The sequence below is a fragment of the Streptomyces yongxingensis genome (genome assembly GCF_055597465.1).
The window spans coordinates 3,464,209-3,484,038 of record NZ_CM145717.1 but is presented as its reverse complement, the minus strand read 5'-3'; the positions used below and the strand labels follow the sequence as shown (position 1 = coordinate 3,484,038).

21 protein-coding genes are annotated in these 19,830 nt (G+C 72.4%); 18 read left to right on the top strand and 3 right to left on the bottom strand.

All coding sequences use genetic code 11. The annotated features are described in order from the left end of the window. Positions 1 to 45: 45 nt before the first annotated feature. Both ACZ6TD_RS14490 and ACZ6TD_RS14485 read left to right on the top strand, forming a co-directional pair. Positions 46 to 2,136 carry an APC family permease gene (locus tag ACZ6TD_RS14490; protein WP_471354151.1) on the top strand — a complete coding sequence of 697 codons (2,091 nt, stop codon included), beginning with the start codon at positions 46 to 48 and terminating at the stop codon, positions 2,134 to 2,136. A 100-nt stretch (positions 2,137 to 2,236) separates the two neighbouring features. Next, entirely contained in the window at positions 2,237 to 3,580 is a 1,344-nt protein-coding gene (locus ACZ6TD_RS14485; protein ID WP_471354149.1) for a class I SAM-dependent RNA methyltransferase, read from the top strand. A gap of 54 nt (positions 3,581 to 3,634) precedes the next feature. On the opposite strand, the gene ACZ6TD_RS14480 is transcribed toward ACZ6TD_RS14485, so the two are convergent. After that, positions 3,635 to 4,582 carry a hypothetical protein gene (locus tag ACZ6TD_RS14480; RefSeq protein WP_471354147.1) on the bottom strand — a complete coding sequence of 316 codons (948 nt, stop codon included), beginning with the start codon at positions 4,580 to 4,582 and terminating at the stop codon, positions 3,635 to 3,637. A gap of 674 nt (positions 4,583 to 5,256) precedes the next feature. Here ACZ6TD_RS14480 and ACZ6TD_RS14475 point away from each other — a divergent pair. Continuing rightward, a complete protein-coding gene (locus ACZ6TD_RS14475) occupies positions 5,257 to 6,063 on the top strand; it encodes a DNA-binding response regulator (RefSeq protein ID WP_471354146.1) in 807 nt (268 codons plus the stop codon). 86 nt (positions 6,064 to 6,149) lie between these two features. Beyond that, positions 6,150 to 6,938, top strand: a complete 789-nt coding sequence (locus ACZ6TD_RS14470; RefSeq protein WP_471354144.1) for a LuxR family transcriptional regulator — start codon at positions 6,150 to 6,152, stop codon at positions 6,936 to 6,938. A gap of 218 nt (positions 6,939 to 7,156) precedes the next feature. Here the strand turns inward: ACZ6TD_RS14470 and ACZ6TD_RS14465 are convergent, their stop codons facing one another. Next, complete coding sequence (locus tag ACZ6TD_RS14465; protein ID WP_471354142.1) at positions 7,157 to 7,315, bottom strand: hypothetical protein; 159 nt, start codon at positions 7,313 to 7,315, stop codon at positions 7,157 to 7,159. Between ACZ6TD_RS14465 and ACZ6TD_RS14460 the strand changes: the two genes are divergently transcribed. Continuing rightward, the gene (locus ACZ6TD_RS14460) at positions 7,316 to 8,134 is read left to right on the top strand and encodes an IclR family transcriptional regulator (RefSeq protein WP_471354141.1); all 819 of its coding nucleotides are present in this window, start codon (positions 7,316 to 7,318) and stop codon (positions 8,132 to 8,134) included. It abuts the gene before it with no gap. A 107-nt stretch (positions 8,135 to 8,241) separates the two neighbouring features. Here ACZ6TD_RS14460 and ACZ6TD_RS14455 read toward each other — a convergent pair whose 3' ends face one another. Beyond that, positions 8,242 to 8,991, bottom strand: coding sequence for a DUF6269 family protein (locus tag ACZ6TD_RS14455; protein WP_471354139.1), 750 nt, complete (start codon positions 8,989 to 8,991; stop codon positions 8,242 to 8,244). A 440-nt stretch (positions 8,992 to 9,431) separates the two neighbouring features. Between ACZ6TD_RS14455 and ACZ6TD_RS14450 the strand changes: the two genes are divergently transcribed. The 13 genes from ACZ6TD_RS14450 to ACZ6TD_RS14390 all read left to right on the top strand — a co-directional run bounded on the left by ACZ6TD_RS14450 (position 9,432) and on the right by ACZ6TD_RS14390 (position 19,710). Then, a complete protein-coding gene (locus ACZ6TD_RS14450) occupies positions 9,432 to 10,202 on the top strand; it encodes a thioesterase II family protein (protein ID WP_471354137.1) in 771 nt (256 codons plus the stop codon). 117 nt (positions 10,203 to 10,319) lie between these two features. Next, positions 10,320 to 10,571 (top strand): acyl carrier protein, encoded by a 252-nt coding sequence (locus ACZ6TD_RS14445; protein ID WP_210949165.1) that lies wholly within the window; start codon positions 10,320 to 10,322, stop codon positions 10,569 to 10,571. A gap of 40 nt (positions 10,572 to 10,611) precedes the next feature. Further along, positions 10,612 to 11,862, top strand: coding sequence for a beta-ketoacyl-[acyl-carrier-protein] synthase family protein (locus tag ACZ6TD_RS14440; RefSeq protein WP_471354134.1), 1,251 nt, complete (start codon positions 10,612 to 10,614; stop codon positions 11,860 to 11,862). Beyond that, entirely contained in the window at positions 11,859 to 12,992 is a 1,134-nt protein-coding gene (locus ACZ6TD_RS14435) for a beta-ketoacyl synthase N-terminal-like domain-containing protein (RefSeq protein ID WP_471354132.1), read from the top strand. The genes ACZ6TD_RS14440 and ACZ6TD_RS14435 overlap by 4 nt, the downstream gene beginning before the upstream one ends. Continuing rightward, positions 12,989 to 13,939, top strand: coding sequence for a beta-ketoacyl synthase N-terminal-like domain-containing protein (locus ACZ6TD_RS14430; RefSeq protein WP_471354130.1), 951 nt, complete (start codon positions 12,989 to 12,991; stop codon positions 13,937 to 13,939). Before ACZ6TD_RS14435 ends, ACZ6TD_RS14430 begins: the two co-directional genes overlap by 4 nt. Next, positions 13,939 to 14,790: an alpha/beta fold hydrolase gene (locus tag ACZ6TD_RS14425; protein WP_471354128.1), complete on the top strand. Its 852-nt coding sequence runs from the start codon at positions 13,939 to 13,941 to the stop codon at positions 14,788 to 14,790. Before ACZ6TD_RS14430 ends, ACZ6TD_RS14425 begins: the two co-directional genes overlap by 1 nt. Next, positions 14,790 to 15,785 (top strand): acyl-CoA thioesterase family protein, encoded by a 996-nt coding sequence (locus ACZ6TD_RS14420; RefSeq protein WP_471354126.1) that lies wholly within the window; start codon positions 14,790 to 14,792, stop codon positions 15,783 to 15,785. Before ACZ6TD_RS14425 ends, ACZ6TD_RS14420 begins: the two co-directional genes overlap by 1 nt. Beyond that, entirely contained in the window at positions 15,782 to 16,876 is a 1,095-nt protein-coding gene (locus ACZ6TD_RS14415) for a beta-ketoacyl synthase N-terminal-like domain-containing protein (RefSeq protein ID WP_471354125.1), read from the top strand. Before ACZ6TD_RS14420 ends, ACZ6TD_RS14415 begins: the two co-directional genes overlap by 4 nt. A 29-nt stretch (positions 16,877 to 16,905) precedes the next feature. Next, positions 16,906 to 17,181, top strand: a complete 276-nt coding sequence (locus tag ACZ6TD_RS14410; protein WP_210949172.1) for an acyl carrier protein — start codon at positions 16,906 to 16,908, stop codon at positions 17,179 to 17,181. Next, on the top strand, positions 17,178 to 17,588 hold the full coding sequence (locus ACZ6TD_RS14405) for a 3-hydroxyacyl-ACP dehydratase FabZ family protein (protein WP_471354123.1): 411 nt from the start codon (positions 17,178 to 17,180) through the stop codon (positions 17,586 to 17,588). The genes ACZ6TD_RS14410 and ACZ6TD_RS14405 overlap by 4 nt, the downstream gene beginning before the upstream one ends. Next, positions 17,585 to 18,094, top strand: coding sequence for a 3-hydroxyacyl-ACP dehydratase FabZ family protein (locus tag ACZ6TD_RS14400; protein ID WP_471354121.1), 510 nt, complete (start codon positions 17,585 to 17,587; stop codon positions 18,092 to 18,094). Before ACZ6TD_RS14405 ends, ACZ6TD_RS14400 begins: the two co-directional genes overlap by 4 nt. Positions 18,095 to 18,165: 71 nt before the next feature. Beyond that, entirely contained in the window at positions 18,166 to 18,912 is a 747-nt protein-coding gene (gene fabG, locus ACZ6TD_RS14395) for a 3-oxoacyl-[acyl-carrier-protein] reductase (RefSeq protein ID WP_471354119.1), read from the top strand. 81 nt (positions 18,913 to 18,993) lie between these two features. Continuing rightward, the gene (locus ACZ6TD_RS14390; protein WP_471354118.1) at positions 18,994 to 19,710 is read left to right on the top strand and encodes a DsbA family protein; all 717 of its coding nucleotides are present in this window, start codon (positions 18,994 to 18,996) and stop codon (positions 19,708 to 19,710) included. Positions 19,711 to 19,830: the final 120 nt, after the last annotated feature.

Below are 19,830 nucleotides of genomic sequence, written 5' to 3'. Positions count from 1 at the left end.
TGGGCGGGTGGGCGGGGGCCGGGGCTACCCCTTACGATCCTCTGCGTGTCCAAACTGACCGACCTCCCGAAACGGATCCTGATCGGGCGGGCGCTGCGCAGCGACAAGCTGGGGGAGACCCTCCTCCCGAAACGCATCGCGCTCCCCGTCTTCGCCTCCGACCCCCTGTCCTCCGTCGCGTACGCGCCGGGGCAGGTGATGATCGTTCTGTCCGTGGCGGGTGCGTCGGCCTACCACTACAGCCCGTGGATCACGATCGCCATCATCGTGCTGATGTTCACGGTGGTCGCCTCGTACCGCCAGAACGTCCACGCGTACCCCAGCGGAGGCGGTGACTACGAGGTCGCCACCACCAACCTCGGCCCCAAGGCCGGGCTGACCGTCGCCAGCGCCCTGCTGGTCGACTACGTCCTCACGGTCGCGGTATCGATCTCCTCCGGTGTGGAGAACCTCGGCTCGGCCGTCCCCTTCTTCGTCGAGAACAAGACGCTCTGCGCGGTCGGGATCATCCTGCTGCTGACGCTCATGAACCTGCGGGGCGTACGGGAGTCGGGCAAGCTCTTCGCGATCCCCACCTACGTCTTCGTCGGCGGCGTCTTCCTGATGATCCTCTGGGGTGCCTACCGCGGGCTGGTCCTGGGCGACGACATGAAGGCCCCCACCGCGGGCTACGAGGTGCACGCCGAGCAGACCGGTCTGGCCGGCTTCGCGCTGATCTTCCTGCTGCTGCGCGCGTTCTCCGACGGCTGCGCCGCCCTGACCGGCGTCGAGGCGATCAGCAACGGCGTGCCCGCCTTCCGCAAGCCCAAGAGCCGTAACGCGGCCACGACGCTGGCGTTGATGGGCGGCCTCGCCGTGACCATGTTCGTCGGCATCATCACCCTCGCCCTGGCCACCGACGTCAAGATGGCCGAGAACCCCGCGCACGACCTGCTGAAGAATGGCACCCCGTTGGGCGCCGACTACACCCAGAACCCGGTGATCTCGCAGGTGGCGGCCGCGGTCTTCGGCGACGGCTCGTTCTTCTTCGTGGTGCTGGCCGCGGCGACCGCGCTGGTGCTGTTCCTGGCCGCCAACACCGCGTACAACGGCTTCCCGCTGCTCGGCTCGATCCTGGCCCAGGACCGCTATCTGCCCCGCCAGCTGCACACCCGCGGCGACCGGCTCGCCTTCTCCAACGGCATCGTGCTGCTGGCCTCCGCCGCCGCGGTCCTGGTCTACCTCTACGGGGCCGACTCCACCCGGCTGATCCAGCTCTACATCGTCGGTGTCTTCGTCTCGTTCACCCTCAGCCAGACCGGCATGGTGCGGCACTGGAACCGTCATCTGGCCACCGAGCGGGACCCGAACGCCCGCCGCCGCATGATCCGCGCCCGCGCGATCAACACCTTCGGGGCCTTCTTCACCGGCCTGGTGCTGGTCGTGGTGCTGCTGACGAAGTTCACCCACGGCGCCTGGGTCGCCCTGCTCGGCATGGTCATCTTCTACGTCACCATGACGGCCATCAGGCGCCACTACGACGGCGTCTCCGAGGAGCTGGCGGCGGCCACCGAACAGCTCGACGAGGAGGAGGTGCGCCCCTCCCGGGTGCACTCCATCGTCCTGGTCTCCAAGGTCCACAAGCCGACGCTGCGCGCCCTGGCCTACGCCAAGCTGATGCGCTCCCACCGGCTGGAGGCGCTGAGCATCAATGTGGACCCCGCCGAGACCAAGGCGCTCCAGACGGTGTGGCACGAGCGCGGCATAGACGTACCGCTCAAGATCCTCGACTCGCCCTACCGCGAGATCACCCGCCCGGTCATCGACTACGTCAAGAGCCTGCGCCGGGAGAGCCCGCGCGATGTGGTCTCCGTCTTCATCCCCGAGTACGTGGTCGGCCACTGGTACGAGCATCTGCTGCACAACCAGAGCGCGCTGCGGCTCAAGGGGCGGCTGCTGTTCACCCCGGGCGTCATGGTGACCTCCGTACCGTGGCAGCTCGACTCCTCCGAGCTGGCCCGGAAGCGGGCCCGCAAGCGGGCCGAGTGGAGCGCGCCGGGTGCGGTGCGGCGCGGCCCGGTGATCCCGCCCAAGCGGGAGAAGGGCGAGAAGGGGGCGAAGGGCGAGACGGGCGTCACCTCGCGGGCGGGGGGCTGAGGGGTGTCCGGGCGTTGACGGGGTGAGGTCCGGCGCGACGTAGACTGGTGGGCTGTTGTCCCACCGCGCCCCCTCACCCCTTCTGGAGCCTGAGCCCGCCATGCAAAGTGAACCCAAGGCATCGCTGGTCGGCGAGGAGTACGAGGTCGAGGTCGGCCCGGTGGCGCACGGCGGCCACTGCATCGCCCGGACCGCCGAGGGCCAGGTGCTGTTCGTCCGGCACGCGCTGCCCGGCGAGCGGGTCGTCGCCCGGGTGACCGAGGGCGAGGAGGGCGCGCGCTTCCTGCGCGCCGACGCGGTGCGGGTGCTGGACGCCTCCAAGGACCGGGTCGAGGCGCCGTGCCCGTTCGCCGGGCCCGGCAAGTGCGGCGGCTGCGACTGGCAGCACGCCGCCCCCGGCGCCCAGCGCAGGCTCAAGGCCGAGGTGATCACCGAGCAGCTGGCCCGGCTGGCCGGGCTCACCCCCGAAGAGGCGGGCTGGGACGGCACGGTCGAGCCCGCGCCCGGCGACAAGGTGGCCCGCGGCGAGGTCCCGGCCTGGCGCACCCGGGTGAGTTACGCGGTGGACGAGCAGGGCCGTCCCGGGCTGCGCCGCCACCGCTCGCACGAGGTCGAGCCGATCGACCACTGTCTGATCGCCGCCCCCGGCGTCACCGAACTCGGCGTCGAGAAGCGCGAATGGCCCCAGATCGCCACCGTGGAGGCCATCGCCGCCACCGGCTCCTCCGACCGGCAGGTTGTCCTCACCCCGCGCCCCGGCGGCCGGCTGCCGATCGTGGAGCTGGACCGGCCGGTCTCGGTGCTGCGGGTCAGCGAGTCCCGCGGCCGCGAGCGGACCCGTCTGGTGCACCGCGTCCACGGCCGCCCCTTCGTCCGCGAGCGCGCGGCGGGCCGCACCTGGCGGGTCGGCGAGGGCGGCTTCTGGCAGGTCCACTCGAAGGCGGCGGACGTCCTCGTCGAGGCCGTGATGCAGGGTCTGATGCCCCGTAAGGGAGAGATGGCCCTCGATCTGTACTGCGGTGTCGGCCTCTTCGCGGGCGCGATCGCCGAGCGGGTGGGGGAGCGCGGCGCGGTGCTGGGCATCGAGTCGAGCAAGCGCGCGGTCGAGGACGCCCGGCACAACCTCCAGGACCTGGAGCGCGTCCGCATCGAGCACGGCAAGGTCGAACAGGTGCTGCCCCGCACCGGGATCACCGAGGCCGACCTGATCGTCCTGGACCCGCCCCGCGCGGGCGCGGGCAAGGAGACGGTCACCCGGCTCGCGGCCCTGGGCGCCCGCCGTATCGCCTACGTCGCCTGCGACCCGGCGGCCCTCGCCCGCGACCTCGAGTACTTCCGCCAGGCGGGCTACGCCCCGCGCCGCACCCGCGCCTTCGACCTCTTCCCGGTGACCCACCACGTGGAGTGCGTGGCGGTGCTGGAGCCCGTGCGCGAGCAGCGCTGAGACGGAAGGCTCGGGCCCCGCGCGGCCGTTGGCGGCAGGCGGCGGCGGGCGGCGTCAGGCGGGTGGGGCCGCGGCCACGCCCGGGCCGGTCCGGGACGGGGCTCGGGTGAGGGTCCACATCATGGCGCCGCCCGCCGCGATGGCGCACAGGTGGAGGGCGATCGCGAGGCCCAGCCGCTCCGGGAGCACGACGTCGGAGGGCGAGGCGATCGCGACGTACAGGGTGAAGGGCAGTTTCCAGCCGCTCCACGCGAACAGCGAGCCCGAGCCGAGCCAGCCGAGGACCGACGGGAGCCAGCGGGGGAGCCGTCCGGGGCCCTCGCGGCCCGGGTGGGCCACGGCGAACGCGGCGACCAGCGCCCAGGTGCCGCAGATCCCGCACAGCAGGCGCCAGGTGGTGCGGCCCTCGTCGGGGTGGGCGAGGCCCGCGGTGCCGCCCGCCGCCCAGTACAGCCACATCAGGCCGACGGCGGCGCCGAGCGCCACGGCCGCCCGGCCGAGTGGTGAGGGCCCGCCGGCCCGGCCGGTGAACGCCTCCGGCCAGCGCCTGCGCAGATAGGCGGGGAGCGCGAGGGTGAGGCCCAGGCCCATGCCGATGAAGCCGAACTGGATCAGTGCGGCCTCCCAGCCGGGCATCTGCGGGTCGCTGTCGCTCCCGGACCCGGCGGTGTCCGGCTCCGACAGCAGCGAGTCGGCCACCGCGTACGGCAGCATCGAGACCAGGAACCCCGCGCCGACCCAGGCGCAGAAGACCAGGGGCACCCCGGGTAGCCGCATCCCCCACGGCCGGGCCAGCGCCAGTCCGAGGGTGATCCCGATGACCGCCATGCCGACCGTGACGGTGTTGAGCACCACCCATTCGGCGAGCCCGAACCCGGCCCCGACGGGCGCCAGTCCGAGCAGTGAGCCGACCACCCACGACACCTTGATCACGGCATAGGGGGCCATGGCGGCGGCGCCCCCGTACGCGGCCAGCCGCCCCATCCGGTCCCACCGGTCCATCGAGCTCTCCTTCTGTGCGTTGCGATCATCTTCGCGCTCGGTGCCGGGGGCCGCGTCCCTCTCCGGGACCATCCGGCTCCGCCGCACGGGGGAGCGGGATTCGTTCCCCGGCAGGACGGGCGGGGAGCGGAAACCATGGCCGAATTCATTCCCCTGATACGGTTGAATTCTTTATCGCTCAACAAAGAAGGGGGCAATTCATGGCGGTTTTCGGACGATAGCGCAGGTCGCAATTCCCGATGCGGATGTGGTTTTTACCGACTACTGTGACGTAAGGTGCTGAAGCGGCCCGGGGGGGCCGTGCCATCACGTGATCACCGTAGGCAGCAAGGTGCCCGTGGGGGAGCGGCGTTGGCCTCAAGAGGACACCGGCGTGGCGAAGCGTGATCGTACGCATGCGCATCGGCACAAAAAGGAGGGGAAGCGATTCCGCTTAGGGGCTCGGTGCGCAGCAACCTGACAGTCGCGGCGCATGGGTGCACGCTTCACGGAAAACGGTCGTTTACTTGTTCTTTGGCCGGTGAGCGCCTTGACTCGCTGACGGTTGACCCAATCTGTGCACTCAATCTAGTGTCCAATACACTGCTACGCACGGTGCCATTCCGCTCGGGTGAATTCTCAGGGCCCGGCGGATGGCGAAGAACCGGTGCATGCCAATCGACGGGGGATTCGGGATGGGTGTGGCAATTGATCCACGTGGTGTTGATCCGCGGGGTGTTGATCCACGGGGTGGCGACGAGACGACGGAGCGGGCCGACGACCACGCGTCTCATCTGGAACAGGCGCTGTTACAGGCGCGCAAGCTGATCGAGTCCACGGTTCTGCTGCACTCGCGCAGACTGACCGCGCCCTCCCCGGTGGTGCGCACCGACGGCGCCCGGCTCGGCGACTCCCTCGCCCCGCTCATCGGCGGCGCCCGGTACTCGGTGGCCGTGACCCTCACCGGCGCGGGCGCCTTCGAGAACGCGGTGATCGAGGAGCTGGACCGCACCCCGAGCCGGGCGGTGGTCCGGGTGCTGTGCAACGTGCCGGCCGCGGAGGGCATGGCCGAGCGGCTGCGCCCGCTGACCCGGGTCCGCCCCGAAGTGCGCGTCTCGCAGAGCGAGTTGCGCGGCATCGTGGTGGTCGACGGCGCCTCGGCGCTGGTGCAGACGCAGGTCCAGGAGCCGGAGGGGCAGGTGGCCGTCGTCAACGACCTCGGCGCCGTACGGGCCCTGGAGCTCCTCTTCGCCGGTGCCTGGTCCCGGGGCCGCAAGCTGGCGGACCACCTCGGGCTCGCGCCGAGGCTGCGCACGGAGTTCGCCCGCACCGTTCTGGAGGCCCTGCGCGCCGGTCACACCGACGAGACCGCGGCGCGGGCGATCAATGTGTCGCTGCGCACCTACCGCCGTCATGTCGCGGAGATCATGCGGGAGCTGGACGCCAGCTCGCGCTTCCAGGCCGGGGCGCGCGCGGTCGAGCTCGGCCTGCTCGCCGACTGAGGGCGACGACACAACGCTGTCGGGACCGGGCCGCCACGGGGGATCGCGGCGGCCCGCTGATCCATATCTTCAGGGGGATGGTTGGCATGTCCGGCTCGCGCGAGGACGAACTCGAAAAGGCCCTGCTGGAAGCGAAGGCGCGCATCGAGTCGATGGTCGCGCTGCACCGGGACCGCAGCTCCCAGGAGCAGCTCATCACCGTGGTCGACGACGCCTACGACACGGTGCTGGAGACGGCCGAGAGCCTGGTCAAAGAGGCGCGGACCAGCATCGACATCATCCACGCCCGACGGCCGTCCCGGGCGGACCGGCTGCGGCGGCGCAGCGACCAGGTCGAGCGGGACCTGCTCTACGGCGCCCATGAGGGCGTGGCGATCCGGCTGCTGACCACGCCCACGCTGCTGGACGACGACTTCGTCCGCGAACAGCTGGGCCGGGAGTGGGCCGTGGCCATCCGGGTGGCCCATATGCCGCCGCTCCAGGCGCTCATCGTGGACGACAGCGTGGCGCTGGTGGTGGCCGAGTCGGCGGCCGGGCGGCGGGCGTCGGTGATCCGGGTGGCGGAGCTGCTGCACTCGCTGCGGATGCTCTTCGAGTCCATCTGGAAGGACGCCTTCCGGGCCGGGGAGCGGTTCGTCTTCGGGGACCGCACCCGGGCGGCGTTCGCCCGCCGCATCCTCAAGTACCTCCAGGCCGGGGTCACCGACGAGGTCGCGGCCCGCGAACTCACCGTCTCGGTGCGCACCTACCGGCGCTACGTGGCCGACATCATGTGCCAGCTCGGCGCCAACTCCCGGTTTCAGGCCGGGGTGCGCGCCGCCGAGCTGGGGCTTCTGCCGCCCACGCCGGGGGCGGAGCCGAATGGTCGCGGCTAGGCGGGGCGGGACGCCTGCGGCGGGCTGCTCCCCGCCCCGCCCCTTCCCACAACTGGGGCTCCGCCCCGGACCCCGGGGTCCAGGGGGCGAAGCCCCCTGGTCGGGGGGAGGGGAAAGAGCCGCCGGACACCCGGTAGCCGCCGTCCGGCGGGGGCGGCCTGGCAGTTTCCTGTCTCCGGCGTTGCCCGTGCCGGGGCCCTTCGATTTGGATGGGCACATCAGAGCGGGGGACCGGCGAGCCGCAGCTCCCGCCCCGTCCCGGCGGCCGGCTGCCACACCTGCGAGCCGTCGATGTGCGGGATTCCGGTGCCGCGCGGCCTCGGAGCCTCGCGCCATCCGGTGTCCGCCGTGCGGAAGGCGAATCCTCCATGAGTCACATGCCGATCGGACCGGTCTACCGGCGCGCCGACGCCGACGGGGCGGGCACGATGAGCGTCGCGTCACGGCCGCTGCCGATGAGCGGCGTCGGAGTGCTCGACAAGGCGTCCATGATCCTCAGCGTGGTCGAGCAACGCCCCTCCAGCCTCGCCCAGGTGGTGGCGATCAGCGGGCTGCCTCGCCCCACCGTCTACCGCATCGCCACCGCCCTCGAACGGCTCGAGCTGCTGAGCCGGGACGCCCACGGCCGGTTCCTGCCCGGCGCCAGGATCGGCCACGCCGCGGCCGGGCAGCCGCGCGACCGGCTGGAGCACCTCGCGGAGGGCGTGCTGGCCGATCTGCACGCGCGCACCGGGCTCAACGCCCGGGTGCACCGCCGCCGCGACGCCGTGCACATCTGCGTGGCCAGCTCGGTCGACCCGGTCACCGGGCAGGACGCGGTCCCCCTCGGCACGGCCCGGCCCGCCAAGTCCGGCCCGGTCGCCCAGGTGCTCCTGGCCTGGGAGGACCCGGACGAGCTGTACGCGGGGCTGCGCGGCGCACGCTTCAACGCGGCGCAGCTGGCCCTGATCCGGCAGCGCGGCTGGGCGCACGGGCCCGATGTGATGGTGCTGGACGAGTATGTGCTGGCCGTACCGGTCCGGGACGGCGAGGGGCGGGTCTCCGCCGCGCTCGTACTGTCGGGCCCGCGGACGAGGATGGCGAAGCTGCCCGAGCGCGGGCTGCGGAACACGGTCATCGACGCCGCGGCCGGGCTGACCGAGACGCTGCCGCGGCCGCCGGTCCGCCCCCGGCTGCGGAGCGTGCCGCCCCGATAAGACCGACACCGCCGCCGGCCGGGCCGTCGGGTGACGACCGTCCGCTGACGGACCGTCCGGTGCCGGGCCACCCGCTGACGGACCGTCCGCACCAAATCCGGCCACCGTCACGGCCTCGCCGGCGGGGGCCGCCACTCCCCGGCGCCGTCCCCGGGGCTCGGCGCGCCCGGCCCGCTCCGTCCACCTGGCGCGCCTGGGCCGCCCGGCGCGTCTGACCCGCTCGGTCCGCCGTCCGGCCCGCCTGGTCCGCCCGGCTCGCCCCGCGCGCCCGGCCCGTCTGGCCCGCTCGGTCCACCCGGCCCGCCCGACGCGTCTGACCCGCTGGGTCCATCTGGGCTGCCCGGCCCGCCTGGTCCGCCGGGCCCGTCCGGCACGCTTGACCTGCTCGGTCCGCCCGGCGTGCCTGGCCCGTCTGGCCTGCTCGGTCCGCCGCCCGGCCCGCCTGGTCCGCCCGGCCCGCCCGGCCCGTCCGGCGCGTCTGGTCCGCCTGGTCCGCCCGGCGCGTCCGGCCCGCCCCGCGCGCCCGGCGCGTCTGGCCCGCTCGGTCCACCTGGCTCGCCCGGCCCGACTCGGCTGCGCGGCTCGCCCGGCCCGCCTGGTCCGCCGGGCCCGTCCACGCTTAACCTGCTCGGTTCGCCCGGCGTGCCCGGTCCGTCTGCTGCCCCGCCGTCGGCGGCTTCCGGGTCGGGGCACGGCCGGCCCGTCAGGGCGTCGACGAATCGCTCCAGCAATTCCCCCCAGGGCGCCCCGCAGTCGCGCAGACACGCCTCCTGGTCCAGCGCGATCTGCTCCTCCAGCCGGGCCAGGAACGCCCATGGAGGCTCGGTCGCGGCCGGAGAGGTCGGGTCGTCGGTCATCGGGTGGCTCGCTGACTGGTGGGTTACGGGCATGGATACAGAGGATCTCCTGCGCATCCTGCCCCGCCCGGGCGCCGGTGATCCATCGCGACGCGGCCTCCGCCGCGCACTGGCAGCAAGCTGTTACCCCGCTCCCTCAACTCCGCTCCGGCCGCCCCGGATCCGCCTCCGGAGCCCGCCCTGGCACCTTCCTGAAAGGGACGTTGAGGCGCGGGGTGGGCCTGGTTAGAAAGGTGTCCCGGGTCCTCCCGCCCGCCGCCGAGCGGGCGGCGGAGTGCGACCCGGCGGTGGGGCCCTTCCCCGCGACCCGCCGCCGACACCTCACGGGAAGCGGGCAGCGAGCCCACCGGAGCGCGACCGGCCCCGGGAGGCGGCGGCCGGTCGCCGTCCCGGCCGAGGGAGACGCGGAGACGCGGGAGACAGCCACGAGGAGAGCGACGATGACATCGCCCGGCAGTGCCCGAACCCGGTGGTTCCGGCGGTACCCGGCGGCCGGCCGGCCGCGGGCGCGGCTGGTCTGCCTGCCCCACGCGGGCGGGACCGCGACGTTCTTCCACTCCTGGGCCGGGGCGCTGGGCCCCGACGTCGAGGTGCTGGCCACCCGGTACCCCGGCCGTCAGGAGCGGATCGCCGAACCGTGCGCGACCAGCATGGCGGAGCTCGCCGACCCGCTGGCCGCGGAACTGCTCCCCTTCCTCGACGTCCCGGTGGCCTTCTTCGGCCACAGCATGGGGGCGTCCCTCGCCTATGAACTGGCCCTGCGCCTCCAGCCGGCCCACGCGGACCGGCTGGCCGGGCTCTTCGTCTCGTCCCGCGAGGCCCCGCATCTGGTGACCCCCAAGGAGATCCACCTCGGCACCGACGACGAGCTGATCGCCGAGGTGGTGCGGCTCGGCGGCGCGGACGCCGCGCTGCTGGCCGACCCCGGGATCCGGGACATCGTGCTGCCGTCCGTACGGGCCGACTTCCGGATCGCGGGCACCTACCGGGCCGACGTCCCGCACCCCGTCGGCTGTCCGGTCGTGGCGTATGCCGGAGACCGGGACCCGGGCGCCGGGGAGAACGAGATGAAGCACTGGTCCGAGGTCGCCGGACATTCCTTCGACATGCGCGTCCTGCCCGGTGGCCATTTCTACCTGAATGCCGAGCGGGATTCCCTGACGAGCGACATCAAAAGGCGCCTGGACGAAGCAGTGTTGGCACCTTCCTGACGCAGGGCGTGCACATCGCATAACCGTACTGCGATGGTTTTGAGTGCGGGAACGCAAAAGGAGCGCCGAACGGGGGGATTCCCGCCCGGCGGCAATGACCGAGAGGTTGAATTCATCATGCCTACCCTTACCGAAGAGCGCGCTGCGAAGATCAAGGAAATCGTCTGCGAGATTCTCGAGCTGGAGGAGGACGAGGTCACCGAGACCAGTCTCTTCCGCGAGGACCACGACGCCGACTCGCTGCGCGCCATCGAGATCCTGGCCTCCCTGGAGAAGGAGTTCAAGGTCGTCATCGACCAGTCCGAGCTCGCTCGCATGGTCAACCTCAAGGGCGTCCACGAGGTCGTCGCCGAGTCAGCCGGCTGGTAATCCCGTCCGCTGTTCAAGCCGAGACTGGTTGGAGGTTTCGATGACTGCTCCCGCGCGCGACGGTTCCGCCGTCGCGGCTCACCGAGTGGTTCTTACCGGGTTTGGCGTTTTCTCCAGCATTGGAGTGGGCGCCGCCGAGTTCGCCGAAGGGCTGCGTTCCGGACGCAGCGGAGCGAAGCCGATCACCGCCTTCGACACCGAGGGGTTCGCCCACGCCAACGGCTGCGAAATCGTCGACTTCGAACCGGAGAAGTGGATACGCAATCTGGACGTGGCGGAACTCGGCCGGGCCAGTCAGTTCTCGGCAGCCGCGGCCCGCATGGCCGTCGAGGACGCGAAGCTCGACGTCGACGTACTGCGCGAGCAGCGCGGCCTCATCTCCATCGGCACCACCGACGGGGAGTCCTTCGATCTGGACCAGCTGGTGGAGAGCCAGATCGCCCACGGGCCGGAGAAGATGGACTCCACCATCGCGCGCCGCGTGCGGGCCGGCCGCCTCTCCGCGGCCGTCGCCCATGAGCTCGGGCTGACGGACGTCGAGGCGGTGACGATTCCGACGGCCTGCGCCGCGGGCAACTACGCGATCGGCTACGGCTTCGACGCCGTACGCACCGGCGAGGTGGACTTCGCCCTCTGCGGCGGCGCCGACGCCATGTGCCGCAAGACCTTCGCCGGCTTCTACCGGCTGGGCACCATCGCGCCCGAGCTGTGCCAGCCGTTCGACGTCGACCGCAAGGGCATCCTCACCGGCGAGGGCGCGGGCGTGCTCGTCCTGGAGAGCCTGGAGTCGGCGCTGGCCCGGGGCGCCCGCATCTACGCGGAGGTCCTCGGCTACGGCCTCAACTGCGACGCCTATCACCAGGTGGCCCCGAACCAGAGCAGCGTCGCCCGCTGCATGGCGCTCGCCCTGGAGAACGCCGGGGTCAAGCCCGGCGAGGTGGACCTGGTGTCCGCGCACGGCACCGGCACCAAGGCCAACGACATCACCGAGGCCCGCGCCATCCGCGAGGTCTACGGCGCGGCCCCGCCGCGGACCATCTCCATCAAGTCGATGCTCGGCCACACCATGGGCGCCGCCAGCGCCCTCGCCGCGATCGCCTGCTCGCTGGCGATCGTGCACCGCTTCATCCCGCCGACCATCAACCACACCGCCACCGACCCCGAATGCGAGGTCGACTGCGTGCCCAACCAGGCGGTCGAGGCGGATCTGCGGATCGTGCAGAACAACGGTCTCGCCTTCGGCGGCAACAACGCGGTCGTCATCCTGGGCAAGTACGAGGAGCACCGATGAGCCGCTGGCCCATCACCGGAGTCGGCGCCGTCGCCAGCGTGGGAGCCGACCCGGCGGAGATTTTCGACAGCCTCTGCCAGGGGCGCGGCGGGCTGCACAGCCTGCGCGGCTTCAACCGCGACTGGTACAACGCCGACCTGCTGTACGAGGTGGACGACCGGCCGGCGCCCGGCACCGATGTCGTGGGCCGGGCCACCGCCCTGCTCACCACGGCCATCGGGCAGGCGCTGGACGACGCCGGTCTGCCCCGGGACCTGCGCGGGGTGCCCGTGCTCATCGGCACCGGGCTGCGCGAGCTGCGCTCGCTGGAGCTGTGGTGGCGCGACGGACAGGACTTCGACGCCGCAAGCATGCACTTCGGCACCGCGCTGCGGGAGCGGTTCGGCGCCGATGACACCACCACCATCTCCAACGCCTGCTCCGCCTCGCTGTACTCGCTGGCCCTGGGCGTGGATCTGCTGGAGTTCCGGGAGGCCGACACCGTCGTGGTGGCGGGCGTGGACGTCATCACCGAGAGCATGTTCGGCCTCTCCGACCGGCTCCAGCTCGACCCGCCGGACGCGCTGCGCCCGTTCGACCGGGACCGCAAGGGCACCGTGATGGGCGAGGGCGCCGCCGCGATCGTGCTGCGCCGCGCCGACGGCGGCGGCGGGCACGGCTGGGTGCGCGGCGTGGGCGTCAACTGCGACGCCTACCACGCCACCGCGCCCGACCCCGGCGGCATCGCCCTGGCCATCAAGGACGCCCACACCCGGGCGGGCGTCAAACCGGAGGACGTGGAACTGGTGATGGTGCACGGCACGGGCACCCCGCTCAACGACGCCGCCGAGGCCACCGCGCTGCGGGAGGTGTACGGCGACCACCTGGGCCGACCCGTGATGACCGGGATCAAGTCGATGACCGGGCACACCTCCGGCGCCTCCGGCGTGCTCAGCCTCGTCGTGGCGCTGCGCGCCATGCGGGAGCACCGCGTGCCTCCGATCACCGGTCTTGACCATCCGGCCGAGGAGACCGAGGGATTCCGGCTGGTGCGCGGCACCGCCCAGCGGGCGGATGTCTCCCTCGCCCAGATCGACGCCTTCGGCTTCGGCGGCATCAACGCCGTGGCGGTAGTGGAGGCGGCCCGATGAGCGCCGTACTGACCGGAGTCGGGCTCGCGCTGCCCGGCGTCGCCACCCCGAGGGACCTGCTGGCCCCCGTGCCCGGCGGCGCGGAGCCGGTGGACCCCGCCGCCCGCATCGGCAAGAAGGGGCTGCGCTTCAAGGACCGCGCCACCCAGCTCGCGCTGGCCTGCGCGGACGAGGCGCTGACGGACGCGGGGCTGCTCGGCCCCGAGGGGCTCACGGTCCCCGGGGAGACCGTCGCCGTCCTCGTGGCCTCCAACTACGGCAACGTGGACACCGTCTGCTCGGTCGTGGACACCATCGCGGCCGAGGGGACCGCGGGCGGCGTCAGCCCCATGGACACCCCCAACGCGTCCAGCAATGTGATCGCCTCGACGCTCGCCATCAAGTACGGGCTGCGCGGCCCCAACCTGATGGTCTGCAACGGCGCCACCTCCGGCCTGGACGCGGTCCGCTGGGCCGCCGCCCTCGTCGGCGCCCGCCGCGCCGACCGGGCGCTGGTCCTGGCCGTCGAACCGGACAACGAGATGGTCCGCCGCCTCACCGGGGCCGACCGGATCGTGGACGGCGCCGCCGCCGTCGTCGTGGAGCGCCGGGCGGCCGCCGCCGTCCGCGGCGCCGAGGCCCGGGCAGTGGTCAGCTCCGCGGTCCGCGCCGGAAGCGTCGAGGCGTGCCTGGAGCGGCTGGCCGGGGACGACCGCACCCCGCCCGCCGCCTGGTTCGGTCCCGGCGGCGAGCAGGGGGCCGACTCCTCGCTGCTGCCGTCCGGCGCCGTCCACCACGCGCTGGCCGACACCTTCGGCGAGGCGTCGGCGGTCCTCGGCGTCCTCCAGTGCGCCGGAACCATCGGCTGGTACGCCGACGGTGGCGCCGGGCCCGTCTACGCCCTCGCCGGCCGCGACGGCGACGACGCCACCGCCGGACTCGCCCTGCTGGCCCCGGGCCGGTCCTGATGGCCCACGGTGAGTCCGGCACGGCCGGGATCCGCGGCACGGCGCGGCAGCCCCTGCTGCTGCGCCACCGCCCCGCGCGGGGCGCGACCCGGCTGCGCGCCCTGTTCCTGCACGGCCTGGCCAGCAGCGGGGCGGTCTGGGACGGGCCGGCCCCGCACCTGCCGCCGGACCTGGAGACCTGGACCGCCGATCTGCCCTGGCGCGCCGACCACGTCCAGCCGTGGAGCCGCCGGCCGGAGCGGACCGACTGGATCGTGACGGCCCTGGAGCGGCTGCCGGACCCGCCCGACGTCGTCGTCGCCCACTCGTTCTCGGCGAACCAACTGCTGGACCTGCTCAGCCGGGAGGCCGAGGCGGGCAACGACGTGCGCGAGCGGTACGGGATCCGGGGCGTGGTCCTCGTCTCGCCCTTCTACCGGCGCTCACCGGACGACTTCGCCTGGGACTCCGTCTCCGGCATGCAGCGGGACTTCCTCCACATCATGGAGGAGGGGCTGCGCACCCACTCCGCCCGCCGAATCACCCCGGAGGTCCGGCGGCACATGGCGGAGCGGGTGTGCGAACGGGTCGGCCCCTACGGCTGGGTGCGGTTCTTCGAGCACTATCTGCGCACCCCCTGGCTCCGCCCCGAACTGATCACCGTGCCCGGCCTGGTCGTGACCGGCCAGGACGACTTCGCCGCCGCCGAGAGCGCCCTGCTCGCGGCCGACCTCCCCGAGGCCGAGCTGCATGCGATCCCCGGGTGCGGTCACTACCCGATGTCCGAGCACGCGGAGTCGTTCTCCGCCCTGGTCGGCGCGTTCCTCCGGCGGCTCTCGGACCGGGCCGCCCCACACCTCACGGAGAAGTGATGTCGCAAGCCGTCAAGTCGCTGCTGAACGAGTCGACCACGGTCGTCCTCAGCCCGGGATACGAGGGTGCCAACATCGGCACCATCATCGGTTTCAAGCACGTCAACTACCTGGTCGAGAAGGCCGTCATCGCGCACTTCCGGCGCAGCGGGCTCCCGGTCGGCAGGCTCTACGAGGAGCACGGCCTCGGATTCGACATCGTCGACATCGACTCCCGCCTCCAGACCGCCCTCGTCGTCGATGACGAGGCGTCCATCGAGGTGACCCCGGTGACCAAGGACGACGCCACCGAGCTGGCGTTCAAGGTGGCCATCACCGTCGAGCGCGACGGCGCCCCCAAGAAGGCCGTCGCCTCCAAGGTCAAGGCCGTGCTGCGGCGCGACGAGAACGATGTGCGGATGCTGCGCAGGCTGCCCGTGCCCGAGGGCCTGGAGCGGTTCGTCACGGCGCGCATCGGCGGCGCCGAGCCGGGCGCGGCCGTGCCCGCGGTCACCGAGAAGCTGATCTCCGGCGCCTGCGCCGAGACCGACGCGGTGCTGGAGCGGCTCCTGGCCGGACAGAACGCCTACGGCTGGAAGTTCCGCATCCCCTACCCGTTCGTGCACTTCTTCGAGCGCCTCCAGATGTCGGGCTATCTGCGCCTGATGGAGGAGGCCAAGCACCGCTTCGTGGACGCGCGCGGCATCTCCATCCGGGTGCTGCTGGAGGAGAAGAACTGGATCCCCGCCGTCACCCACTCCCGGGTGACGCTGCTGGACGAGGCGCTGCTCGAAGAGGACCTCTACGTCGTCTACACCGTCGACAACGTCTTCAAGAACCTGCTCTACACCTCGCGCCTGGACACCTATGTGGTCCGCGACGGCCACCTGGTGCAGACCTCCACCGGCACCATCACCCACGCCTACGGCGTGGTGGAGAACGGCAAGGAGGGCCGCCTGGTGACCTTCGACGAGCGGGTCCTGGACGCCTTCGGCGACGGCCGGAACCAGTCGTGAGCGCGCCGGCCACCGCGCCGCGCGGTCCCGTCATCGCGGGATGGTCGGCGGTCTCGCCGTACGGCATCGGCCGGGACGCCTTCGTCGACGGCGCCCGGTCGGGCCGGGCCACGGCCACCGCGGCGGAGCCCGGCGGTGAGCCGGTCCCCGACGAGCGGGTGTGCCTGGCCCGGGACCTGGTCATCAAGGAGGTGCTGGGCCGCAAGGGCACCCGGTCCATGGACCGGGTCACCGGACTGGCCGTGGCCACGGTGCGGGAACTGGTCACGGGGGCCGACGGCGCGGCCGAGAGCGGCGCCGACGTGGGCCTCGTCCTGGGCACGACCACCGGAAGCGCCCAGAGCATGATGGACATCACCCGCGACACCCTCATCCACGAGAAGCCCTTCTACATCGACCCCTCGCACATCCCCAACGCCATCATGAACTGCCCCGCCGGGCAGTGCGCCATCTGGTACGGGCTCAAGGGCCCGAACACCACGGTCGCCGCCGGGCGCTCCTCCGGGCTCATCGCTCTCAACTACGCCCGGCGGCTGCTCGCCTCCGGGCGCGCCATGACCGTCCTGTGCGGCGCCGTCGAGGAGTACTCCCCGGCCCGTGCCTGGCTCGAATGGCACACCCGGGGCGAGGACGAGACCGGTGTCGTGCTCGGCGAGGGCTGTGCGGTGCTGCGGCTGCGGCCCGCCGAGGCGGTGGCCGACGGCGAGGGGCTCGCCGAGGTGCTCGCGGTCGAGTCCGGGGTGGCGGGCCCCGACGGGGCTGGCCCCTCGCTGCGGTCCGCCGTGGAGCGCGCGCTGCGCCGGGCCGGGGCGTCGCGGGAGGACGTCTGGGCCGTGTCCCCCTCGGGCCCGGCCGGTCTCCTCGGCGAGCAGGAACGCACCGCGCTGCGGGCCGGGTTCGCCGGTCACGAGGTGCGCTGGATCCCGCAGCCGGACACGATCGGCGACACCGCCGCCGCGACCGCCGCCTTCCAGATCGTCTCCGTGCTGACGGCGGCCCAGGACGACGGCCGGGCCGCGGGCCGGCTGGCGGTGGTGACGTCCGTGGACCGTGACGGCGCGCTCGCCTGCGCACTCCTGCGCCTGTTGTGACCCCCTTCCCGCTGTGTGAAAGGAACCCCATGTCCGTCACCTACTCCGACCCGGCCGGCGCGGCCCCGCTCGACATGGACGAACTGCGCGGCATCGTCGCCGACATCCTGGAGGTCGACGCCACCGACGTCGCCGACGACGCCGACTTCCTGGAGGACCTCGAGGTCGACTCCCTGATGGCGCTCGAGGTCATCGTGGTCCTGGAGAAGAAGTACGGCGTCAAGTTCGCGGAGTCCGAGCTGCGCCAGGTGGTGTCGCTGCGCCAGGCGCACGAGCTGCTGACCCAGAAGCTGCGCGCCCGATGACCGCGAACACCACCAACAGCCCGGTGCGGGCCGTGCCCGAGGTCGTGCGGCGGGCCTCGGCGGACGCCGGGCAGCCGGGGCTGAGCAGCGAGGTCCGGTTCCGCATCGCACCGGAGGAGCCGGTCTTCGCCGGTCACTACCCGGACTTCCCGATCTTCCCCGGGGTGTGCGTGGTCGAGTGCGCCCACCGCGCGGCCCTCGCCACCGCCCCCGGGGACGGGGCCATCGCGCTGCGGGCCCTGGAGTCGGCCCGGTTCATCGGCCCGGTCTTCCCCGGCGACGTCCTGACCGTCCGCGCCGACTGGAAGGCGGCCGACGGCGGCTGGACGTACTCGGCGACGGCCGCCACCGAGCGCGGCACGTCCGCCAAGGTGCGGCTGGGCTTTCGTACGGAGGTCACACCATGATCGACGCGGCCGGGATCAAGCGCCTGCTGCCGCATCGCCATCCGATGCTGCTGATCGACCGGGTGGTGGAGCTCGTCCCCGGCGACCGGCTGGTGGCGCTCAAGGCCATCACCTGCAACGAGCCCTGGTACCGCCACCTCGGTGAGGACGCGGCCCCGGAGGAGTTCGGCTATCCGCAGACCCTGCTGGTCGAGTCCTGGGGCCAGGCCGCGGGGCTGCTCGCGGTGTGCGGCGCCGAGGCGACCGGCGGCCCGACCGGCCAGGTCATGCTGGCCGGCTCGATGTCCGGGGTGGAGTTCCACCGCCCGGTCCACCCCGGAGACGTGCTGGAGCACCGGGTGCGGCTCTTCCGGGCGCTCACCGACACCGTGATCTTCGAGGGCGAGACGCTGGTCGGCGGCGAGGTCGCGCTGACCTTCTCCCGCATGGTGATGGCGTTCCGCCCCGGGGACCAGCTGCGCCCGTCGGCCTCCGCCGACCAGGTCGCGGCCCCCGCCGTTCCATAGCCCGCCGGCCCGCACCACCGGCCCACGCGCCGACCGGGAGGGCCCGCAGCCCATCAGGAGAGGGAACAGTCGTGCACAACAGTGAGTCCAGGGTCGCCCTCGTCAGCGGCGGATCCCGCGGCATCGGGCGGGAGGTGGTCCTGCGCCTGGCCCGGGACGGCTTCGACGTCGCCTACTGCTACCGGTCCGACGAGGCCGCGGCGAACGTCCTGGAGAAGGAGGTCCGGGAGCTCGGCGTCAGGGCGCTGGCCGTCCGCGCCGACGTCTCCGACATGGAGTCGGTGCGCTCGTTCGTCAGCCGCACCGAGGAGACCCTCGGCCCGGTCGACGCCGCGGTCACCTCCGCCGGCATCACCCGGGACAACCCCCTGCTGATGATGGCCGACGAGGAGTGGCAGCAGGTCATCGGCACCAACCTCGACGGGGTCTACCACGTCTGCCGCGCCGTCATCTTCGAGATGATGAAGCGGAAGTCCGGCGCCATCGTGAACCTCTCGTCGGTGGCGGGGGTCTACGGCAACCCCACCCAGACCAACTACTCGGCCTCCAAGGCGGGCATCATCGGCTTCTCCCGGTCGCTCGCGAAGGAGGTCGGCCGGTACGGCATCCGCACCAATGTGGTCGCCCCCGGCTTCATCGAGACCGATATGACGGCGGAACTGAGCGACCAGGTGCGCAAGAAGGCCCTGCAGCAGATTCCGCTGAAGCGGCTGGGCCGGCCGGACGAGGTCGCCGACCTCGTCTCCTACCTGGTCTCCGACCGGGCCGCCTACATCACCGGCGCCGTCTTCCAGATCGACGGCGGCATCACCATCTGACCCCGACCGGTCCACGACCGGAGACCCCGGCCGGTCCACGACCGGCCCCGACCGACCTCTACCGGAAGGCGGAGCATCACCGTGCCCAAGCCCAAGAAGCCACCGAGGTGGTACTTCTCGCTGCGCAGCCCGTACTCCTGGTTCGCCTACCTGGACCTGATCGAGCGCTACCCCGACGTGGCCGACGGAATGGACTGGATCCCCTTCTGGGAGCCGGACGCCATCACCCAGAACATGCTGGACCAGGCCGATGTGGAGCTGCCCATCGTCGCCATGTCCCGCGCGAAGAACTTCTACATCCTCCAGGACCTCTCGCGGATCTCCAAGGCGCGCGGCCTGACGATGACCGTGCCGGTCGACAAGGACCCCAACTGGGAGGTCTCCCACCTGGCCTACCTCGCCGCCCAGGAGGAGGGCCACGGCCGCCGCTTCATCGAGCTCACCTACCGGGCCCGCTGGCAGGAGGGCCGGGACATCACCCGGCGCGAGACGATGGGCGAGATCGCCGCGGAGCTGGGGCTCCCGGCCGAGCAGCTCGCGGACGCGTCGGACGACCCCGGGCTGCGCAAGCGGGGACTGGATTGCCTGATCCAGTCGTATCAGGACGGCCTGTTCGGCGTTCCGTTCTTCATCTACGGACGCGAGAAGTTCTGGGGCGCGGACCGGCTGGCGCCCTTTGTCGCGGCCTTCCGCGGCCAACCTCTCGAAGAGGTCGAGAAAGGCTGGCAGCATCATGACGAGCTGCCCCGGTTCTCCGCCCCCGGTGGAGATACTGGACACGCAGGAGGCTGCGGCTAGACCGCTCGGTCACCACACCCGCCGAGAAGAATTCGAGGCCGGGGCGGACGGGTCTCCCGCGGATTGTCCGAGCCGTAGGGGAGGAACCCTCCACCCCGGCCTTGTTGTGCCGTGAATTCC